Raw genomic sequence first — 19,364 nt, 5'->3', positions numbered from 1 at the left:
CATTGTTGCACTGATTGCGTATATAGTCATTTCTAAGTAAACATCTTATTCTGACAATGTATCTGTTAAAAGGCCGTCTGAAACTTTTTGGATTTCAGACGGCCTTTGATTTGAAAACCTAGCGTGGTTTGAGCCACTTCCATTGTTCTTGTATGGTTTCTTGCAGGACTTTTTGTTTTTCTGCCGGTGTGTTCATGCCATTGGTCAAGCGGCTGTAATCAAGGGTAATGGAAGGGTTTTGCACGGTTCCGCCGATTTTGAGAGGAATCGGTTTGTTTTTTGGCTGCAGTACATTGCTGATAAGCAGGTTTTCGGACAGCTTTTGGGTATTCAAATCGGTATAGCCGCTGCTGACAACGTGCAGGCTGTCGGAAAACAGTTCGGTGTTGATATGATGGCTGATGCCTTTCTCAATTTCGCTATTGAGGGTGAAATGATGGAAAGGGGTTTTGAGGTTGCTGTTGTCGATTTTTTCCGAAGAGATGCCGTTTTTCAGAATGCTGTCCATATCGATGCCGTGCCATGCGCCGTTGGTAATATCGAGGAGCAGGCTGCCGTTTAGGGCTTGTATCATTTGGGCACGGTCGTTGCCGGTGGTTTTAATGTCGATAACGGCATCGCCGCTGCCGCTAAAGCTGTGGAAACCGAACAGGTCTTGCAACAGCGGCTGAATTTGTATGCCTTTTGCGTTTTGCTGAAGGTGGTAGGAAGCAGGTTGGGTCGCCGCAATACTCAGGCCTCCCTCAGTTTTGCCGCCATAAAGCCCGGCTTTGAAACGGTGCAGGGCGATATGTTCTTTATCGGCGGTGAGCAGGGATTCGACGTTTTCTAATTGCAGGCCGGCAGTTTGAATGCTGCCGATTTGGAGGTTGGCCTCAATGTCGGGCAACCAGGATTTGGCCAGCAGGGAAGGAAGATTCAGTGATGGCTGGGTTTTCAGATCTTCCAAGTAAGGGGTCAGATTGAGTTTTTGTAAGGCAATACCGGCGTCAAGGTGCGGACGCGGTTGGGCATCGCGTTGGTATTTAAAGGCTAAGGCAAGGGCTTGTCTGTCAAATGCGCCTTTCAGACGGCCTTCCCATGTATTGAGGCTGAAATTGGCCTGTCCTTCGAGTGTACTGATGAATCTGGGGCGGGGAAGGCGGTTGATGGTGTCTTGCAGGGTGCTGAGGTGCAGTTTGGGCGCATCAATGCCTTTGCCTTTTTGCCAAACCAATGGACTGGAAAAGGTAAAGTTGGTTTGGAGGCGGTCGTTTTTATGGCTGCCTTTGAGTTCAAAATTAGCGGCGGTCAAAACGGTTGGATAGAGGTTGGTTTTGTCCAGTTTGAATGAACCATCCCATTGGTTGTTTTCACTGCCGGCAGTCAATGCGCCGTTGAGTGTGTTTAGGTGTAAATAGCCGTTTTTGAATTGCAAGAGGGGAGAGCGTGCGTTGATATGCAAGTTTTGGTAGCCGCTTTCGGCTTGCAGATTGAAGTCGCGGAAAAGGGCGGTTTGGTTTTGCCAATTAAGGCTGCCTGCGATTTGGGCATCCAGCTTATTTTTGAATAATACGGTTTGCAGGTTTAATTTGAGGGCGGGGACGCTCCAGCCGACATCATCTTGTACAAGATGGCCGACGCCTTGCCAACTGATGGGGTTGCCGATGTTTTGCAGTGTGCCGCTGATATCGAATGGACGGCCGTCTGAATCGGCTCTGCGCAGGGAAAATTGCAGATCGTTTAAGGCAATATCTTGCTCTTTATTGTGATAGCGGATGCTGCCGCTATTGATGATAATGCGGTTGAGCTGGAAGCTTTCTTTTGACGATGGGTCTTGTTGCAGGCAGGTGGGCAGATGGTGTTTTGAGTCCAGTGTCAGTGTCGGGTTTAAAAGAATCCATTTCTCAAGTATGGGCGCATCCGACCATAGGCTGCTCCAACCAAAGCCCATTTTGGACTCGGCGATGTTCAGCGTCGGCGTATCAGGTTCGGAAGAGGAAAGGCTGAGGTCTTTTAAAATTAGCGTGGGGCGCGGCAGCCATTTTCTGCCGATAGTGGCGTTGTATTTGATTTGGCAGCCATGGGCGGAAAAGTTTTTTTGTATAAATGCGTCGATGTTTTCTGTGTTGAATATGCGGAACATTAAGGCACTCAATACCGCCGCGAGGCATAAAAGCACGGCAATGCTGAAAACCAGGGTTTTCAGCCAAAATTTTCCTGAGTGCAACATGGAATGAACAGACAATTCAGATTCTCGCTTTGATGGGAGCTTTTAGGAGTAATTGGAAGTTTAAGCCTTGCTGCTTAAGCGTGTGGAAGTATAACACAGAGCGTGGGCCTGTGTTTCAGACGGCATCGGTATATGAATAAAAACACCGCCCGAAGGCGGTGTTGATTTAAGCATAAATTATTTACGCAGACCCAGGCGGGTAATCAGTGTACGGTAAGTATCAGGCTGAGTACGACGCAGGTAAGACAACAGGCGACGACGTTGGCTAACCATTTTCAACAGGCCGCGACGGCTGTGGTGGTCTTTAGGGTTGGCTTTGAAGTGAGGAGTCAGGTCGTTGATGCGGAAAGTCAACAGAGCGACTTGTACTTCAGAAGAGCCGGTATCGCCTTCTTTGCGTTGGAAATCTTTAACAATTTGTGCTTTTTGTTCTACGGTCAATGCCATGATGGATAACTCCGAAAATAAAAGAACCTTTTCAGGTTCGGACAAGTTTGCCAAGCCGAACGACCTAAGCAAACTCCTAAGTGCCTTTTTATAAAGACGGGCGGATTATGCCACAATTTGTCTTGATATGCCACATCTTTTCAGACGGCCAAAAAAAGCGGCGATACCTTTCAGTACCGCCAAAGCTGCTTTGGTGATAAAAAACTAAACTTTATTTGCTCGCACAGCGGAAGCCCAAGTTATTTAAAACATATTTGGACTGCAGGCTGGTGCGGATGCCGTAGCGTAAGAATGCCGCATAGTTGGACGGATCGCTTGAACCCACGGATGCGCCGCTACAGAACATTTGTGTGTTGGACGAGCCGGCAGAGAGTTGGCTGCTGTTGAAGTCTTCAGTCCATTCCCAAATCAGGCCGTGCATATCGTATACGCCCCAGTAGTTGGGTTTGTTTTTACCGATGTCGTGCAGGCCGTTGCGGCCGCCATCTGCATACCAATCCAAGATGGTGCGGTTGTAGCCAGGCTCGGCAGAGCCGTCTTTTTGAGTGGCAGAAGCCAAGCCTGCAAATTCCCACTCGTCAATAGTTGGCAGACGTTTGCCTTTGGAGACGCAGTAAGCATTTGCGGCAAACCACGAAACATTGGTTACCGGATGTTTGAGTTCGCTGGCTTTAGGCGCAAAACTGTTGCTGCCATTTTTTACCCAATGTTTCAGGTAAGCTTTTTCAGCATGTTTGGAATTGATTTTTCCTTTTTGCCATTGCGGATGTGTGTTCACAAATTCGGCAAACTCAGCATTAGTCACCGGATATTTGTCAAGCTGGAAGGGTTTGACTTTAATAAGGGAAGTTTCTTTTTTGAGATAGAGAGGACGGTAGCTGCCGCCTTCAACTTTTGCCATTTCGGCCGCCGCTGCACTGCCGCTTGCGACAAGGGTAAATAGGGCGATGAGTGGTATGAGTTTCATAACGGGCTTTCTAATCTGAATACGGGGATTATTAGGCTTTGATTATATAGCGGAACCGGATAAAAATCATGAAAAGCCTTCTGATTATTGTGCTTTTGGCTTGTCGGGTTCGTGAATGCTTGAAACCGGTTTTTCAGACGACCTTCGATGCTTCAGAGGTCGTCTGAAAAACCAATCTTTCGATTGGTCGTGGAAGAAAGCCACTGTTGTCCTTGCATCAGCCGGAACAGCAGTGGCTTTTTTCTGTTTCTATGCCGAGATGACTGGATTAGTAGCCGCCTTTATCTGCAGATGCTGCGGAAGCAGGCGCTGCTGCGGAAGCAGCTGCTGGAGCAGAAGCGGCAGCACCGGCAGGTTGGTAAACGGTGTCGCTCAGTTTTTTGGTCATGATTTCAGGGTTTTCATCACCTTCAACTTTCAATTGACCCAAAGCACCTTTGTTGAACGCACGGAAGATAGAGTGGTCAACCAAAGTGTAGCTGCCTGGAATGTCGACTTTGAATTCAACGATAGCGGCACCACCGGCAGGAACAATTGTACTTTGTACGTTTTCGTTAATCAGTTTACCACCTTCAACATATACTTTGTCGAAGATTTCGCCGATAACGTGGAAAGAAGATACCAAGTTAGGACCACCGTTACCGACGTACATACGAACAGTTTCACCAGCTTTAGCTTTCAGAGCGTTGTCGCCTGCGATAGAGCCTACGTGACCGTTGAATACAACGTATTCAGGTTGTTCAGCAATCGCTTTATCCATATCGAAAGGTTGCAGGCCTTGAGCACCTTTTTTACCTTTAGTATAGAAGTCACCTTGTACGATGTAGAACTCTTTGTCCACTTTAGGCAGACCTTCTTTAGGTTCAACCAAGATCAAACCGTACATACCGTTGGCGATGTGCATACCTACAGGAGCAACGGCACAGTGGTAGATGTACAAACCAGCTTGCAGTGCTTTGAAGCTGAAGGTAGAAGTGTGGCCAGGAGCAGTAAAGGTAGCTTCTGCACCACCACCTTGACCGGTAGCAGCGTGGAAGTCAACGTTATGAGGAACGGTAGAAGAAGGATTGTTAGAGAATTCTACTTCTACGGTATCGCCTTCGCGTACACGGATCATTTGACCCGGAACGTCGCCGTTGAATGTCCAGTAGTGGTACTCAACGCCGTCTTCCATGGTCATGGTTTTTTCGACGGTTTCCATTTTAACGCGTACTTTAGCCGGATGATCGCGATCAGTTGGAGGTGGAACTTCCGGAGCGTGAGTTACGATAGCATCGATTACAGGCAGTTCTGAAGAGGGAGTCTCTGCAGCAGCTTGTGAGTTGGAAGCGGCAGGAGCTTCAGCAGAAGCGGTAGCAGCTGGAGTTTCAGCAGGTTTAGCAGCTTGCTCGCCGCATGCGGCCAGTGCAAATACAGAAGCGATAAGTGCGGCTAAGGTTTGGCGTTTCATGTTTAAAGTTTCCTTATAGTAAGAAAAGTTAAGAATCCTGATAGGATGGTTTGAAGTTTTGTATGATTATGTAGGCGCTTGTTTGGTCATATTTTGATGTAAATCAAATTGTTCAGGGAATATGAATCTTTTAATCCCTAAATACTCCTTTAGAAGTATAAAAAAATACATCGAAAAGTTTAATTTTGTGTGAAAATGTTAGCGAGAACTTAACACAAAATACGATAAAGGAGGGTCTGTATAGGCAAATGGGAATCAATATCATATAAGTTAATGGTTTTAAAGGAATATTATTGACAAAATATTTCTTTACTTATTAAACCGTGATACAATCTTTAACATTCATATTTGATGAATTAATACCCAACCACTTTTTACCAAAATCAAGGAGTACTTAAAATGGGACAGTACAAGAAGCTTTGGTACTTGCTGTTTGCCGTGCTGGCAGTATGCTTTACCATTCTTGGTTATATGGGTAGCGAAGTCTATAAAAAGGCTCCGCCATACCCTGAACAAGTCGTTTCTGCATCCGGCAAAGTCCTGATGACCAAAGACGATATTTTGGCAGGTCAATCTGCATGGCAAACTACCGGCGGTATGGAAGTCGGCTCTGTATTGGGTCACGGTGCATACCAAGCTCCGGACTGGACTGCCGACTGGCTGCACCGCGAGCTGGTTGCATGGTTGGATCTGACTGCGCAAGAAACTTACGGCAAAAAATTTGACGAAGTTTCTCCTGAAGAACAAGCTGTTCTGAAAACCCGTTTGGCTGACGAATACCGCAACCAAAGCCGTGTTAAGGAAGATGGTTCTGTCGTTGTCAGCGAAACCCGCGTGAAAGCGATCGAAAGCATCCTGCCTTACTACCACGGTGTATACAGCGACGATCCTAAGTTCCAAACCACTCGCGAACACTTTGCAATGAAAAACAATACATTGCCAAGCCAAGAAGCGCGTGAAAAACTGTTCAACTTCTTCTTCTGGACTTCTTGGTCTGCTTCGGCCAACCGTCCTGACGAGAACTTCACTTACACCAACAACTGGCCGCACGAGCCTTTGATCAACAACGTACCGACTACTGAAAACTACATGTGGTCTTTCACCAGCGTGGTATTGTTGCTGATGGGTATCGGCTTGCTGATGTGGGGTTACTCTTTCTTGACCAAACATGAAGAGGTTGAAGTACCTACTGAAGATCCTATTTCTAAAGTACAACTGACTCCTTCTCAAAAAGCGTTGGGCAAATATGTATTCCTGACTGTTGCGTTGTTTGTCGTACAAGTACTGTTGGGTGGTTTGACCGCTCACTATACTGTCGAAGGTCAAGGCTTCTACGGTATCGATACCGCACTGGGCTTTGAAATGGCCGACTGGTTCCCATATGCGCTGACCCGTACTTGGCACATCCAATCCGCTATTTTCTGGATTGCAACCGGCTTCCTGACAGCAGGTCTGTTCTTGGCTCCGATTGTGAACGGCGGTAAAGATCCTAAATTCCAACGTGCCGGTGTGAACTTCCTGTACATCGCCCTGTTCATCGTAGTCGGCGGTTCTTACGCAGGTAACTTCTTTGCTTTGACTCACATCATTCCACCTGAGCTGAACTTCTGGTTCGGTCACCAAGGTTACGAATACTTGGATTTGGGTCGTTTCTGGCAACTTCTGTTGATGGTTGGCTTGCTGTTGTGGCTGTTCCTGATGCTGCGTTGCACCATCTCTGCCTTTAAAGAAAAAGGTACAGACAAAAACCTGTTGGCTATCTTCGTAGCTTCTATGGTCGGTGTGGGTGTGTTCTACGCTCCTGGTCTGTTCTACGGTGAGAAATCTCCAATCGCTGTGATGGAATACTGGCGTTGGTGGGTGGTTCACTTGTGGGTAGAAGGTTTCTTCGAAGTGTTCGCTACTGCCGCTTTCGCATTCATCTTCTACAACATGGGCTTTGTCCGCCGTAGTACTGCCACAGCTTCTACTTTGGCTGCTGCTGCCATCTTCATGTTGGGCGGTATTCCAGGTACATTGCACCACTTGTACTTCTCCGGCTCTACCTCTGCCTCTATGGCAATCGGTGCATGTTTCTCCGCTTTGGAAGTTGTACCTTTGATTCTGCTGGGCCGTGAAGCTTACGAACACTGGTCTTACCAACACCTGTCCGACTGGGCGAAACGTCTGCGTTGGCCTTTGATGTGCTTCGTAGCAGTTGCCTTCTGGAACATGATCGGTGCTGGCGTATTCGGCTTCCTGATTAACCCGCCGATTTCCCTGTTCTACATCCAAGGTCTGAACACTACTGCAGTTCACGCTCACGCGGCTCTGTTCGGTGTGTATGGTTTCTTGGCTCTGGGCTTCGTATTGCTGGTTGCACGCTACCTGAAACCTAATGTTCAATTTGACGACAAACTGATGACTTGGGGCTTCTGGCTGCTGAACGGCGGTCTGGTCGGTATGATTGCCATCAGCCTGTTGCCGGTCGGCGTGATTCAAGCTTACGCTTCTATCACTCATGGTCTGTGGTATGCACGTAGCGAAGAATTCTTGCAAATGGAAATCTTGGATACCCTGCGTTGGGTTCGTACCGCTGCTGACTTGATCTTTATCGGTGGTGCTGTCTGCGTTGCTATCCAAGCTACCAAAATCGTATTCAGCCGCGATAAATAATCTTAAGCTGAATTAAATCGAAGGCCGTCTGAAAAGTTTTCAGACGGCCTTTCTGTTATAATTTCAACATTCTTAAATTGACAAGACAAAACATTATGTTCAACCAAGCTGCTCAAGAGCTGACTACTGTTCGCGATTTATTGCGTTTTGCCGTCAGCCGTTTTAATGATGCCGGACTGTTTTTCGGACATGGAAGTGATAATGCCCATGACGAGGCAGCCTATCTGATTTTGCATACTTTGAACCTGCCGTTGGATACGTTGGAGCCTTATTTGGATGCTAAATTGTTGCAAAGTGAGAAGGAAGAGGTATTGTCCATTCTCGAACGTCGCGCAGTTGAGCATATTCCTGCCGCGTATCTGACGCATCAGGCATGGCAGGGTGAGTTTGATTTTTATGTCGATGAGCGTGTTATCGTGCCTCGTTCTTTCATTTACGAATTGCTGGGCGACGGTATCCGTCCTTGGATTGAACATGATGAGTTGGTACATCGAGCTTTGGATTTGTGTACCGGTAGCGGTTGTTTAGCCATTCAAATGGCGCACCACTATCCCGATGCACAAATCGATGCCGTTGATTTGAGCTTGGATGCGCTGGAAGTGGCCGCCATCAATATCGAAGATTATGGCTTGGAAGACCGCATCAGCTTGGTGCATACCGATTTGTTTGAAGGTCTGGATGAAACCTACGACTTGATTGTTTCCAATCCGCCTTATGTCGATGCGGAATCTGTGGAAGCGTTGCCTGATGAATACCTGTACGAGCCGGAATTGGCTTTGGGTAGTGGTGAAGATGGTTTGGACGCTACACGTCAAATTATTCTGCAAGCGGCGAAATATTTGAATCCAAAAGGTGTATTGTTGGTTGAAATCGGTCACAACCGTGAGGTATTGGAAGCGGCTTATCCCGAATTACCGTTTACTTGGTTGGAAACCAGCGGTGGCGACGGGTTTGTATTCTTATTGACCCGTGAGCAATTGTTGGGTGAAGAATAAATTGTTTTAATGTAATTGAAACAGAGGCCGTCTGAAAAAAAATTCAGACGGCCTCTATTTTGTAATGTCTTTAATGTTTTAAGAAAATACAAATGCCTATGATATGTCGGCTGTGAAATCCAAGCAGGCTTTGAAACTATGGCTTATAATATTTGTCATAGTTTCTAATGTCAGTGGATTTTTATTACTGACTTTTTGTAGAACATATACTGCCAAACTCCATATTATGAATAATTATTTAAAATCAGGCCTGTTGGCTGCTGCCTTGTTCAGTATGCCCGTTGCCGCCTTTGCCCAGCAACATACCGTTTATTTCAATCAAAACGGTAAACTGACGGCGACCATGCCTTCGGTTGCTTATGTCCGCCAATACAAGATTGAGGCAGGTAAGGCGCAGGTGCAGGATTTTTACTATCCATCGATGAAAAAATATTCTGATCCTTATGAAGTACCTGCCGGTCAGATTAAGGTTTTTGTGCCGGCTCTGGACAATGGCACACTGACCCTGTGGCATTTTAACGGGCAGAAAAAGATGGTTGGCAGCTATCGCAACGGCAAGCCGCACGGTGAGTGGATTAACTGGTATCCAAACGGCAAAAAATCTGCAGTCATGCCTTATCAAAACGGCTTGAGTGAGGGCGTAGGCTCTCGTTATTACCGCAACGGCGTCAAAGAAAGTGAAATCCAATTCAAGAACGATAAGGCCAACGGTCATTGGAAACAATGGTATTCAGACGGCAGTCCAAAAACCGAAATGATGATGAGCAATGATAAACCGACGGAGATTATCAGTTGGGATGAAAATGGCCGCATTGTGTCTGAATTAAGTATTCGCAACGGCAAACGCAGCGGCATTATTTTGGATTGGTATGATGATGGTGCGAAGAAATCCGAGTTGGTTTATAAAGACGACCAGTTGGTGAAAAAAACCTTTTGGGATACAGACGGATACGTTCTCGAATAGTTTTGATAATAAAAAACCGCAGGCTGATTGGCTTGCGGTTTTTTATTACATACAGCCTTTGTTTTGGCACAGGGTAAATAATGGCGCGCCGCTTTCACGGATTTTTTTGCCGCCATCCAAGTCGGTAAATTCCAAAATGGCAGCCGCTTCGATTACTTCACCACCCAGTTTGCGGATAAGCTCGACACCTGCCAGCATTGTGCCGCCGGTTGCCACTAAATCATCTACCAACAAAACGCGTGCGCCCGGCTTGATGGCGTCGGTATGGATTTCTACCGTTGCTTCGCCATATTCCAAAGCGTAACTTTGAGAAACCGTATCAAACGGTAGTTTGCCTTTTTTACGGATGGGAACAAAGCCGACGTTCAGTTGATAGGCCAAAGCTGCACCAATGATGAAGCCGCGCGCATCCAAGCCCGCAACAACATCAACTTTTTGCCCCATATAGCGGTAAACCAGTAAATCGACCAGCAGGCGGAAATATTCTGCGCTTTGCAAAACGGGAGTAATGTCATGAAACAAAATCCCTTTTTGAGGCCAGTTTTCAATTTTACGGATTTTGTCCGCCAAAGCCTCTACGCCCATTACTTCAGGATGAATCAACATCTCGACATTCCGAAATCAAAAAGTTTTTAACACGATATTGTAGCGGTCATATGCGGACTTGCCAAATTAATCGATACAATAGCCAAATTTTGCAACATGCCGTCTGAAATTCCGAGAAACATTGTGTTGTGTTATAATTTACAGATACATACCATCGGCTGAACCACCATGCAAAATCATAAAAAAGGCAATATTTACATCATTTCTGCCGCTTCCGGCACAGGTAAAACGACCTTGGTGTCACGCCTGTTGAAAAATCATGACGACATCCGTGTTTCCATTTCTCATACCACGCGCCAGCCACGTGAGGGTGAAACACATGGCGTGCATTACCACTTTGTTCTCAAAGAAGAATTTGAATCACTGATTGATCAAAGAGCCTTTTTGGAACACGCCAATGTGTTCGGTAATTATTACGGCACCAGCATTGCCGGCGTGAATTCGCTGAGTGAAGAGGGCTATGACGTAATTTTGGAAATTGATGTGCAAGGTGCGGCGCAAGTGCGTAAATCGTTGCCTGAAGCCAGCAGCATTTTCATCCTGCCGCCTTCCTTTGAAGTTTTGGCGCAACGTTTGATCGGCCGTGGTACAGACAGCGAAGAAGTTATTCAAACACGCCTGTCTAAAGCCCGTCATGAGATTGAACAATCCGTTTTGTTCGATTACGTCGTCGTGAATGACGATTTGGATCGTGCCGAAGCCGATTTGTTCCACATTATTAAAGCAGGCCGTCTGAAAAAATCCGCCCAGCAGGGATTTATCTCAAACCTGTTGGAAAATTCGTAAAAAACAGCGAAAATAACCGTTTATTTGAAACATAGAAAGAAAGCAAGCAAACATGGCACGTATTACTACTGAAGACTGCACAGGTAAAATCCCTAACCACTTCGACCTTACCCTCGTTGCCGCCCGTCGCGCACGCCAGCTCGAAAACGGCAACACGCCTTTGGTTGACGACATTCGCAACAACAAACCAACCGTAACCGCCCTGCGCGAAATCGCAGCCGGACAAATCGGAACCGAGTTGCTGACCCGCAACAAATAAACCAACCGGCAAACCGATAAAACCGCCGCGCGGACTGTATCGGTGCGATATCACAACCGATACAGTCTGACGGCTTAAAAAATAGCCATAAAAGGCCGTCTGAAAATGCCAGCCCCACTGCCTACCGCCCCCTATGACCCGCTGACAGCAGAAGCGCGCGAGCTTCTGTTTCGCACCGCATCCTATCTCAATACCAATGAGCAGGCCGAGCTTGAAAGAGCCGTTGCCTACGCTTTCCACGCCCATGACGGACAAACCCGTAAAAGCGGCGAACCTTACATCACCCATCCCCTTGCCGTTGCCACGCAGCTTGCGATTTGGCACATGGATGTTCAAGGCCTCTGTGCAGGCGTTATGCACGATGTATTGGAAGATACGGGCGTAACCAAAGTCGAAATGGCGGCAGAATTCGGCGATACCATTGCCGAAATGGTAGACGGCCTCTCCAAACTGGAAAAGCTCAAATTCGAAGATCATGCCGAGCATCAGGCGGAAAGTTTCCGCAAGCTTATCCTCGCCATGACTAAAGACGTGCGCGTCATCGTCGTCAAACTTGCCGACCGATTGCACAATATGCGCACCCTTGGCTCTATGCGTCCGGAAAAACGCCGCCGCATCGCCAAAGAAACCCTCGAAATCTATGCTCAAATTGCCAACCGCATTGGCCTGAACAATGCGTATCAAGAGCTTCAAGACTTATCGTTCCAAAACCTCCACCCAAGACGCTACGAAACCCTGAAAAAAGCCATGGACAACAGCCGCAAAAATCGCCGCGATGTTGTCGGCAAAGTGTTGCGTGCATTCAGTCAGCGTTTGGTCGGTATCAATATTGAAGCCAAAATCAAAGGCCGCGAGAAAAACTTGTACAGCATCCATCAAAAAATGCTGGCTAAAAAGCTGCGTTTTGCCGAAGTGATGGATATTTACGGCTTTAGGGTCATTGTAAACAGCATTCCTGCCTGTTATGCCGCGTTGGGTGCATTGCATAATTTATACCACCCCAAGCCCGGCCGTTTTAAAGACTATATCGCCATTCCGAAAAGCAACGGTTATCAAAGCTTGCACACAACCTTGGTCGGCCCTTACGGTTTGCCGATCGAAGTGCAAATCCGTACGCGTGAAATGGACGCTGTGGCTGAGGGCGGTATTGCCGGCCATTGGATTTACAAATCCGGTGAAAACACTCCGGACCAAGCCGTCCTCCATATGAACCGATGGATGAAAAATATTCTTGACCTGCAAGCCAGCAGCTCAAATGCCATCGAGTTTCTGGAGCATGTCAAAGTCGATTTATTCCCCAACGAAGTCTATATCGTTACCCCGAAAGGCGATATCCTTACCTTGCCGAAAGGTGCAACGCCGATTGACTTTGCCTATGCCGTTCACACCAATATCGGTCATAAAACCGTTGCCGCGCGTATCAATAACGTCATGATGCCGTTGCGCACCAAGCTGAAAACCGGCGATACGGTAGAAATCATTACTTCCGAGCATGCCAAGCCTAATGTAGCATGGCTGAACTTTACCGTTTCCAGCCGTGCGCGCAGCGCCATCCGCCAATACATTAAAAATCTGAATCGTCACGATGCCGTTGTTTTGGGTGAGAACCTGCTGCAAAAAGCTTTATCCAGCCTGTTGCCTAAAGATATCCTGCTTTCAGACGACCTCAAAGAAAAATACCTTGCCGATTTGAATACCAAACAAACCTCGTTTGAAGAGGTTCTCTACAATGTCGGTATGGGGCATACTTTGCCGGTACACGTTGCCATGCACATTGCCGAGTTGGCAGGCCAACATTTTGGCAGCGCGGTCAAACTCAGCCCGATCAAAGTCAACGATCAAGAAACCGGCCGGATTCATTTTGCCGAATGTTGCCATCCGATTCCAGGCGATGCGATCCGCGCCTTATTGGTCAAAGACAAGGGTATGATTATCCACCGTGATACCTGCCAAACTCTGGTCAAAGCCGATCCGGAAGAGCAACTGGATGCGGGTTGGGACAGTTTACGCAATCAAACGTACCGCACCATACTCAATGTCAAATCCGAAGATGCGCATGGTTTGTTGGCCTCAATGGCGCAAGCGATTTCCAATTCCGGTGCGGACATCGAATCTGTCGATACGCCAACCAAAGCGCAAGCAGGAACGGAAGGTTTTGTAGAATTTAAATTCACAATTAAAGTCAAAGACTTGGATCAGGTTAATCAGATTATTCATGCAATGCATGCCAATCCGAATATCCGTAAAGTAATCCGAGGATAATCTGTGATTAGCATGATTAGAAAAGGCCGTCTGAAAGTGTGTTCAGACGGCCTTTTGAGTATGTACAAACAAACTCTGTTAGTTTGTTTTGAAGAAAAATAATGCTTCAGGTTGGATTTAACTTAACCAAAAACGGAAAACCAAGAAGAAAACCAAGGCCAAAACGCCGGCCCAAACCAGCAACATGAATCCGGCTACTGCCTGACCCAAGCGGTAAACAGGATTTTTGCGTTCGTCTTCGAGTAGGGGATTAGGTGTATCGTGCGGTTTGTCGGACATAATGAAGCTCTGATTGAATTATTGAATAAAAGCGTAAGAGTACGCCGATAGAAGCAAAGATTCAAGTGGGAATGATTATTGATAGAAGTCTTCGTCTTCATTCCACGCGGTTTTTAAGGCCGTCTGAATGGTGTCGGCACCAAAGCCGCGATAGGCAAGGAAACGCGCCTGTTTTTGTTTTTCTTTCAAATCTTGAGCTTCTTGCTTGAATTTTTTACGCAAGACGGAAATAGCGGTTTGCAGCTCGTCCTCTCTGTCGGGTAGGAACTCCCGACAGTCATCTGCATCAATACCTTGTTGAGCCAAGGCTTGTTTGAGGCGGAGCGTGCCGTAACGGTTGCTCTTGCTGTGAATATAGGCTTCTGCGTAACGTTGGTCGGATTGCCAATTTCGTTCGGCGAATTCGTCCAAAACCTTTTCCAATTCTTCTTCGCTTTCAGCGTGTGGGGCCAGTTTACGTTTCAAGCCGACACGGCTGACTTCCTGACGGGAAAGAATATCCAAGGCGTGGGCACGTAAGGTTTTAGGGGGTCTCATGGGATATGGTGGAGGTGAAGTGACTACATTGAATTACATTTTCAGACGGCCTGATTGGAAAAATAGCCGAAAAGGCCGTCTGAAAATAAAGCCGAATTATTCTTCGTCTTTATTTTTTTGCGGTTGTAGATTTTCGTAGATTTCAGGCAGGGCTCGAATCAACAAATCAGGTTTGGTCGCTTTGTCTTGAGAGAGCAAGGTCATGTCGCCGTAGCCGAATGTTACGCCGACGCTGAAGCAACCGGCCGCTTTAGCAGCAATAATGTCATTTTTGGAGTCGCCTACCATCAGCATATTGGCAACGTCGATGCCCAGAACTTCGGCCGCATGTTGAAGCGGCAATGGGCTGGGTTTTTTCTCAGTCAGGCTGTCTCCGCCGAGAACCAGGCTGAAATAGTCGTCGAGATTGAGCTGTTTCAGCAGCTCGGCTGCCAGAATTTCATTTTTGTTGGTAATGACAACCAATGGAATACCCAAAGACTTGAGCAGGCCGAGACCGGCTTCGGTTTCAGGGTAGGGGCGGGTAAAGTCGCTCAAGTGTTCGCGATAATATTTCATAAAGAACACAAAACCTTTTTCCCAGATTTCAGGATCGGCTTCTTTTTCACGATCATTGGTAATGACGCGATGAACCAACTTGCTGATGCCGTCGCCGACATAACTTTCAACCGTTTGGGTAGGCAAAACAGGTAAACCCAAGTGCGAACACATGGCTTGGGCTGCTGCGGCCAAATCGGGAACGGAATCACATAAGGTACCGTCCAAATCAAAGGCAACGGCTTGAACGTGTTCTAAAGCAGCAGTGGTCATTGAGTAGCTTTCCGTCATATTATTTAAGCGGTTATTTTAACATTGTTTGCCTGATTTGCCGATGTTTTGCTGATTCTTTAAAGGGATATTTGTTTAAATTGTTAACAATTTTTGTTGGTGTAAGTCTGTCCGTCTGTTGGTAATATGGAAGGGATTTTGTCAACAAAAAGGGTGGTTTGGTAGGCATTAAAAAACAAAGGGTTTGTGTGTTTTTTTGAATGGTTTGATGAGCATTTATACTAGATCGTCTGAAAATTTTTTGGTCGGCATACCGATATTTTCAGACGGCCTCAAACTAAATTTATATATAAATGAATGGATTTGCTTTTTATCGACTACATGCTATTACATTTTTTCCTGTTTTTGTATATAGTAACAAGTATGGCTCTCGTCTAATCATGTGTATGAAAAGGAAAAATACATGTCCGCATCTGCTGTTAAAGAAACACTGAATCCGTTTGAAATTGCACAAAAACAAGTAAAAATTGCCTGTGATCGCCTGAATGCCGACCCGGCAGTATTTGAAATCTTGAAAAAGCCGCAACGTGTTTTGGAAGTCAACTTTCCTGTAAAACTCGACAACGGTACAGTAGAAAACTTCACCGGCTACCGTTCACAACACAATAATGCCGTCGGCCCTTACAAAGGCGGCGTGCGCTTCCATCCCAATGTGAATCTGGACGAAGTCAAAGCCCTGTCAATTTGGATGACCATCAAATGCTGCGTAGCCGGTATTCCTTACGGCGGCGGTAAAGGCGGTATCACTTTGGATCCGCGCAATTATTCCGAAGCGGAGTTGGAACGCATTGCCCGCGCTTATTCTGAAGCCATTTCTCCGCTGATTGGCGAGAAAATCGATATTCCTGCACCTGATGTGAACACCAACGGCAAAATCATGTCTTGGATGGTTGATGCCTATGAAAACGTGGTAAAACATTCCGCACCGGGCGTATTTACCGGCAAACCGGTTGAGTTCGGCGGCTCTTTGGCGCGCACCGAAGCCACTGGTTACGGCGTAAACTTCGCCGCTGTCCAAGCTTTGGAAAAACTGGGCAAAGACGTGAAGGGTGCCACTTACGCCATTCAAGGTTTCGGTAATGTGGGCTACCACACCGGTTATTATGCACACAAAGCCGGTGCGAAAATCGTTGCCGTTTCTACCGTTGACGTTGCCATTTACAACGAAAACGGCTTGGATATGGAAGCAATCATCAAAGAATTCCAAGAAAAAGGCTTCATCACCAACGAAGCCGGCTACGGCAAAGAAATCAGCAATGCCGAACTTTTGGCTCTGGAAGTGGACGTACTCGCCCCTTGCGCGCTGGAAAACCAACTGACTTCTGAAAACGCTGGTAAAGTCCGCGCGAAAATCGTGGTTGAAGGCGCAAACGGCCCGACTACTCCTGAAGCCGACGTTATCCTGCGTCAAAACGGCGTATTGGTTGTTCCTGATATTTTGGCAAACTGCGGCGGCGTGGTGGTATCCTATTTTGAATGGGTACAAAACCTGCAAGGCTACTACTGGGAGTTTGACGAAGTTCAAGAAAAAGAAACCGTTGTCCTGCGCCGTGCGTTCCGCGATATTTGGAACTTGGCTCAAGAATACGATGTCGACCTGCGTACCGCTTCTTACATGATGAGTATCCGTCGTGTTGAAAAAGCAATGAAACTGCGCGGCTGGTATTAATTGTTTGAGCGATAGCATAAGAGTAGGCCGTCTGAAACCTGTTTTCAGACGGCCTTAATGTTTTTGATAAGAGCCTTTACAAATTTTAATCCACCTTGATTCCATTTCAATCAAACTCAGCTATAATCCCCTTTTTTGACCTTTCCGGAAAAGACATAATCATGAACAAAACTTTCAAATTCAGCGCATTGGCTTTGTCTGCTTTGTTGGCACTGACTGCTTGCAACCAAAAAGACACTGCCGCTAAAGACGCTCCTGCTGCTTCCGCAGCTTCAAATGCGACTGCAGATGCTTCTGCCATCGGTTCTACTGCCCAACAAGCCAGCTACGCAATGGGTGTGGACATCGGCCGTTCATTGAAACAAATGAAAGACCAAGGTACGGAAATCGATTTGAAAGTCTTCACCGAAGCCATGGAAGCCATGTTTGAAGGCAAAGAAGTCAAAATGACTGAAGCCCAAGCTCAGGAAGTGATGATGAAATTCTTGCAAGAGCAACAAGAAAAAGCTACTGCCAAACGTGCTGAAGATGCCAAAGTAAACTTGGAAAAAGGCGAGGCGTTCTTGAAAGAAAACGCGACTAAAGAAGGCGTGAAAACCAGCGCTTCCGGTCTGCAATACAAAATTACCAAAGAAGGCGAAGGCAAAAAACCGACTAAAGACGACATCGTTACCGTTGAGTACGAAGGCCGTCTGATTGATGGTACCGTATTTGACAGCAGCAAAAACAGCGGCGAACCTGTAAGCTTCCCTGTAAGCCAAGTAATCCCAGGTTGGACTGAAGGTATCCAACTCTTGAAAGAAGGCGGCGAAGCAACATTCTACATCCCGGCCAAACTGGCTTACCGTGAAGTTGGCGCCGGCGATAAAATCGGCCCGAACGCTACTTTGGTATTCGACGTGAAACTGGTTAAAGTCGGCGCGCCTGATGCCGCTGCACAACAACCTGTACAAGTTGACGTACAAAAAGTTCAATAATCCGAATCAAGGCTTACGCCCTTAAACAACGGATAAAAGGCCGTCTGAAAAATTCCGTTTCAGACGGCCTTTGTTCCAAACAAACAAGGAATTGTGATGAAAAATATCGTCATCCTTATTTCCGGACGCGGCAGCAATATGCAGGCGATTGTGAATGCCGATATTCCCGATGCCAACATTGCAGCCGTATTGAGTAACAGCGAGACCGCAGCCGGATTGGCATGGGCGGCAGAGCGCGGTATAGCCACCGACAGTTTGAACCATAAAAACTTCGACTCGCGTCTGGCATTTGATCAGGCTATGATGGAAAAAATCGATGCCTATCAGCCGGATTTGGTTGTATTGGCGGGCTTTATGCGCATTTTGACTCCGGAATTCTGCGCCCATTATGAAAACCGCCTGATCAATATCCATCCGTCCATCCTGCCTTCTTTCACCGGTCTGCATACCCACGAACGCGCATTGGAAGCAGGTTGCCGAGTGGCAGGCTGCACCATCCATTTCGTGACCCCCGAGCTGGATTGCGGTCCGATTATTTCTCAAGGCATTGTTCCTATTTTGGACAGCGATACCGCTGACGACGTTGCTGCACGCGTGCTGACGGTTGAACATCAGCTTTTCCCGCAAGCCGTTGCCGACTTTGTTGCAGGCCGTCTGAAAATCGAAGGCAATCGCGTTTTGAATGCTCAACGCAATGCCGCCGGTCAAAGCCTGTTGGCTTAATTAAAACACCATACACACAAGGAAAACATCATGAATACGATTAAAACAACCCTGCTGACACTTTCCCTGCTCACTGCCTCCATCGGCGCGCAAGCCGCTGAATTGCCACAATCTGCTGTTTTGCAATACTCAGGCAGCTACGGTATTCCTGCGACCATGACCTTCACACGCAGCGGCAGCCAATACAAAATCGTCTCTACCATCAAAGTACCGCTTTACAATATCCGCTTTGAATCAGGCGGCAGCATCAACGGCACGACCTTGCATCCGTCTTACTACAAAGATGTACGCGGCGGTAAATTGTATGCCGAGGCCAAATTCTCCGGCGGCAACATCACTTACGGCAAAGCAGGTGATTTGAAAACCGAAAAATCCGGCCCGGCTATGGACTTGTTCACTTTGGCATGGCAACTGGCCGCCAATGACGTGCGCCTGCCGTCAGGTTTGAAAATTACCAACGGTAAAAAACTGTACACCGTCGGCAGCATGAACAAAATCGGCAGCGAAAGCTATAAACTGAACGGCGGTACAACGCCTGTGAGCAAATATCGCGTCCGCCGTGGCGACGATACCGTGACTTACTCGTTTGCTTCCGATATCGACAATATCCCTGCGCAAATCAGTTATACCGATGACGGCAAAACCTACAACTTGAAACTGACTTCCGTCAAAATCAACGGTAAAGTAGTGAAACCGTAATCTTTATTTGCTCAAACAAGAAGGCCGTCTGAAAAGTTTTCAGACGGCC

18 protein-coding genes are annotated in these 19,364 nt (G+C 47.0%); 10 read left to right on the top strand and 8 right to left on the bottom strand.

The window, feature by feature from the left end:
- Positions 1 to 118: 118 nt before the first annotated feature.
- The 4 genes from HMPREF3047_RS07825 to nirK all read right to left on the bottom strand — a co-directional run bounded on the left by HMPREF3047_RS07825 (position 119) and on the right by nirK (position 5,076).
- Positions 119 to 2,212 (bottom strand): AsmA family protein, encoded by a 2,094-nt coding sequence (locus tag HMPREF3047_RS07825; RefSeq protein ID WP_070713127.1) that lies wholly within the window; start codon positions 2,210 to 2,212, stop codon positions 119 to 121.
- A gap of 177 nt (positions 2,213 to 2,389) precedes the next feature.
- Positions 2,390 to 2,659: a 30S ribosomal protein S15 gene (rpsO, locus tag HMPREF3047_RS07820; RefSeq protein ID WP_003679932.1), complete on the bottom strand. Its 270-nt coding sequence runs from the start codon at positions 2,657 to 2,659 to the stop codon at positions 2,390 to 2,392.
- A 211-nt stretch (positions 2,660 to 2,870) separates the two neighbouring features.
- Positions 2,871 to 3,626 (bottom strand): formylglycine-generating enzyme family protein, encoded by a 756-nt coding sequence (locus tag HMPREF3047_RS07815; protein WP_049329858.1) that lies wholly within the window; start codon positions 3,624 to 3,626, stop codon positions 2,871 to 2,873.
- A gap of 268 nt (positions 3,627 to 3,894) precedes the next feature.
- Positions 3,895 to 5,076, bottom strand: coding sequence for a copper-containing nitrite reductase (gene nirK / locus HMPREF3047_RS07810; RefSeq protein WP_070713123.1), 1,182 nt, complete (start codon positions 5,074 to 5,076; stop codon positions 3,895 to 3,897).
- A gap of 399 nt (positions 5,077 to 5,475) precedes the next feature.
- Between nirK and HMPREF3047_RS07805 the strand changes: the two genes are divergently transcribed.
- From HMPREF3047_RS07805 to HMPREF3047_RS07795, 3 genes are all read left to right on the top strand, one after another.
- Positions 5,476 to 7,731 (top strand): nitric-oxide reductase large subunit, encoded by a 2,256-nt coding sequence (locus HMPREF3047_RS07805; protein ID WP_070713121.1) that lies wholly within the window; start codon positions 5,476 to 5,478, stop codon positions 7,729 to 7,731.
- A 95-nt stretch (positions 7,732 to 7,826) separates the two neighbouring features.
- Positions 7,827 to 8,726 (top strand): 50S ribosomal protein L3 N(5)-glutamine methyltransferase, encoded by a 900-nt coding sequence (prmB, locus tag HMPREF3047_RS07800; protein ID WP_049348929.1) that lies wholly within the window; start codon positions 7,827 to 7,829, stop codon positions 8,724 to 8,726.
- A 274-nt stretch (positions 8,727 to 9,000) separates the two neighbouring features.
- Entirely contained in the window at positions 9,001 to 9,690 is a 690-nt protein-coding gene (locus HMPREF3047_RS07795; RefSeq protein WP_283122347.1) for a toxin-antitoxin system YwqK family antitoxin, read from the top strand.
- A gap of 45 nt (positions 9,691 to 9,735) precedes the next feature.
- Here the strand turns inward: HMPREF3047_RS07795 and HMPREF3047_RS07790 are convergent, their stop codons facing one another.
- Positions 9,736 to 10,296, bottom strand: a complete 561-nt coding sequence (locus HMPREF3047_RS07790) for an adenine phosphoribosyltransferase (protein WP_003682296.1) — start codon at positions 10,294 to 10,296, stop codon at positions 9,736 to 9,738.
- 168 nt (positions 10,297 to 10,464) lie between these two features.
- Here HMPREF3047_RS07790 and gmk point away from each other — a divergent pair, with 168 nt between their 5' ends.
- The 3 genes from gmk (at position 10,465) to HMPREF3047_RS07775 (ending at position 13,603) form a co-directional block, all read left to right on the top strand.
- On the top strand, positions 10,465 to 11,082 hold the full coding sequence (gene gmk / locus HMPREF3047_RS07785) for a guanylate kinase (RefSeq protein ID WP_070584275.1): 618 nt from the start codon (positions 10,465 to 10,467) through the stop codon (positions 11,080 to 11,082).
- Positions 11,083 to 11,134: 52 nt separating this feature from the next.
- Entirely contained in the window at positions 11,135 to 11,341 is a 207-nt protein-coding gene (gene rpoZ, locus HMPREF3047_RS07780) for a DNA-directed RNA polymerase subunit omega (protein WP_003682294.1), read from the top strand.
- A 105-nt stretch (positions 11,342 to 11,446) separates the two neighbouring features.
- Complete coding sequence (locus HMPREF3047_RS07775; protein WP_070713115.1) at positions 11,447 to 13,603, top strand: RelA/SpoT family protein; 2,157 nt, start codon at positions 11,447 to 11,449, stop codon at positions 13,601 to 13,603.
- A gap of 117 nt (positions 13,604 to 13,720) precedes the next feature.
- Here HMPREF3047_RS07775 and HMPREF3047_RS11320 read toward each other — a convergent pair whose 3' ends face one another.
- The 3 genes from HMPREF3047_RS11320 to HMPREF3047_RS07765 form a co-directional block, all read right to left on the bottom strand.
- Positions 13,721 to 13,882: a hypothetical protein gene (locus HMPREF3047_RS11320; protein ID WP_039861975.1), complete on the bottom strand. Its 162-nt coding sequence runs from the start codon at positions 13,880 to 13,882 to the stop codon at positions 13,721 to 13,723.
- A 75-nt stretch (positions 13,883 to 13,957) separates the two neighbouring features.
- Positions 13,958 to 14,419, bottom strand: a complete 462-nt coding sequence (recX, locus tag HMPREF3047_RS07770; protein ID WP_070713113.1) for a recombination regulator RecX — start codon at positions 14,417 to 14,419, stop codon at positions 13,958 to 13,960.
- A gap of 96 nt (positions 14,420 to 14,515) precedes the next feature.
- Entirely contained in the window at positions 14,516 to 15,229 is a 714-nt protein-coding gene (locus HMPREF3047_RS07765; RefSeq protein WP_070713108.1) for a phosphoglycolate phosphatase, read from the bottom strand.
- 421 nt (positions 15,230 to 15,650) lie between these two features.
- On the opposite strand from HMPREF3047_RS07765, the gene HMPREF3047_RS07760 reads away from it, so the two are divergent.
- From HMPREF3047_RS07760 to HMPREF3047_RS07745, 4 genes are all read left to right on the top strand, one after another.
- A complete protein-coding gene (locus HMPREF3047_RS07760) occupies positions 15,651 to 16,916 on the top strand; it encodes a Glu/Leu/Phe/Val family dehydrogenase (protein WP_070713104.1) in 1,266 nt (421 codons plus the stop codon).
- A 161-nt stretch (positions 16,917 to 17,077) separates the two neighbouring features.
- The gene (locus HMPREF3047_RS07755) at positions 17,078 to 17,893 is read left to right on the top strand and encodes an FKBP-type peptidyl-prolyl cis-trans isomerase (RefSeq protein ID WP_070584285.1); all 816 of its coding nucleotides are present in this window, start codon (positions 17,078 to 17,080) and stop codon (positions 17,891 to 17,893) included.
- 96 nt (positions 17,894 to 17,989) lie between these two features.
- A complete protein-coding gene (gene purN, locus HMPREF3047_RS07750; protein WP_070713101.1) occupies positions 17,990 to 18,616 on the top strand; it encodes a phosphoribosylglycinamide formyltransferase in 627 nt (208 codons plus the stop codon).
- A gap of 30 nt (positions 18,617 to 18,646) precedes the next feature.
- Positions 18,647 to 19,315: a DUF3108 domain-containing protein gene (locus HMPREF3047_RS07745; RefSeq protein WP_070713098.1), complete on the top strand. Its 669-nt coding sequence runs from the start codon at positions 18,647 to 18,649 to the stop codon at positions 19,313 to 19,315.
- The last annotated feature ends 49 nt before the right edge of the window (positions 19,316 to 19,364 follow it).

Source organism: Neisseria sp. HMSC075C10, assembly GCF_001815615.1.
Classification (GTDB): Bacteria; Pseudomonadota; Gammaproteobacteria; order Burkholderiales; family Neisseriaceae; genus Neisseria; species Neisseria subflava_A.
This window is presented reverse-complemented; position numbering and strand designations above follow the sequence as displayed.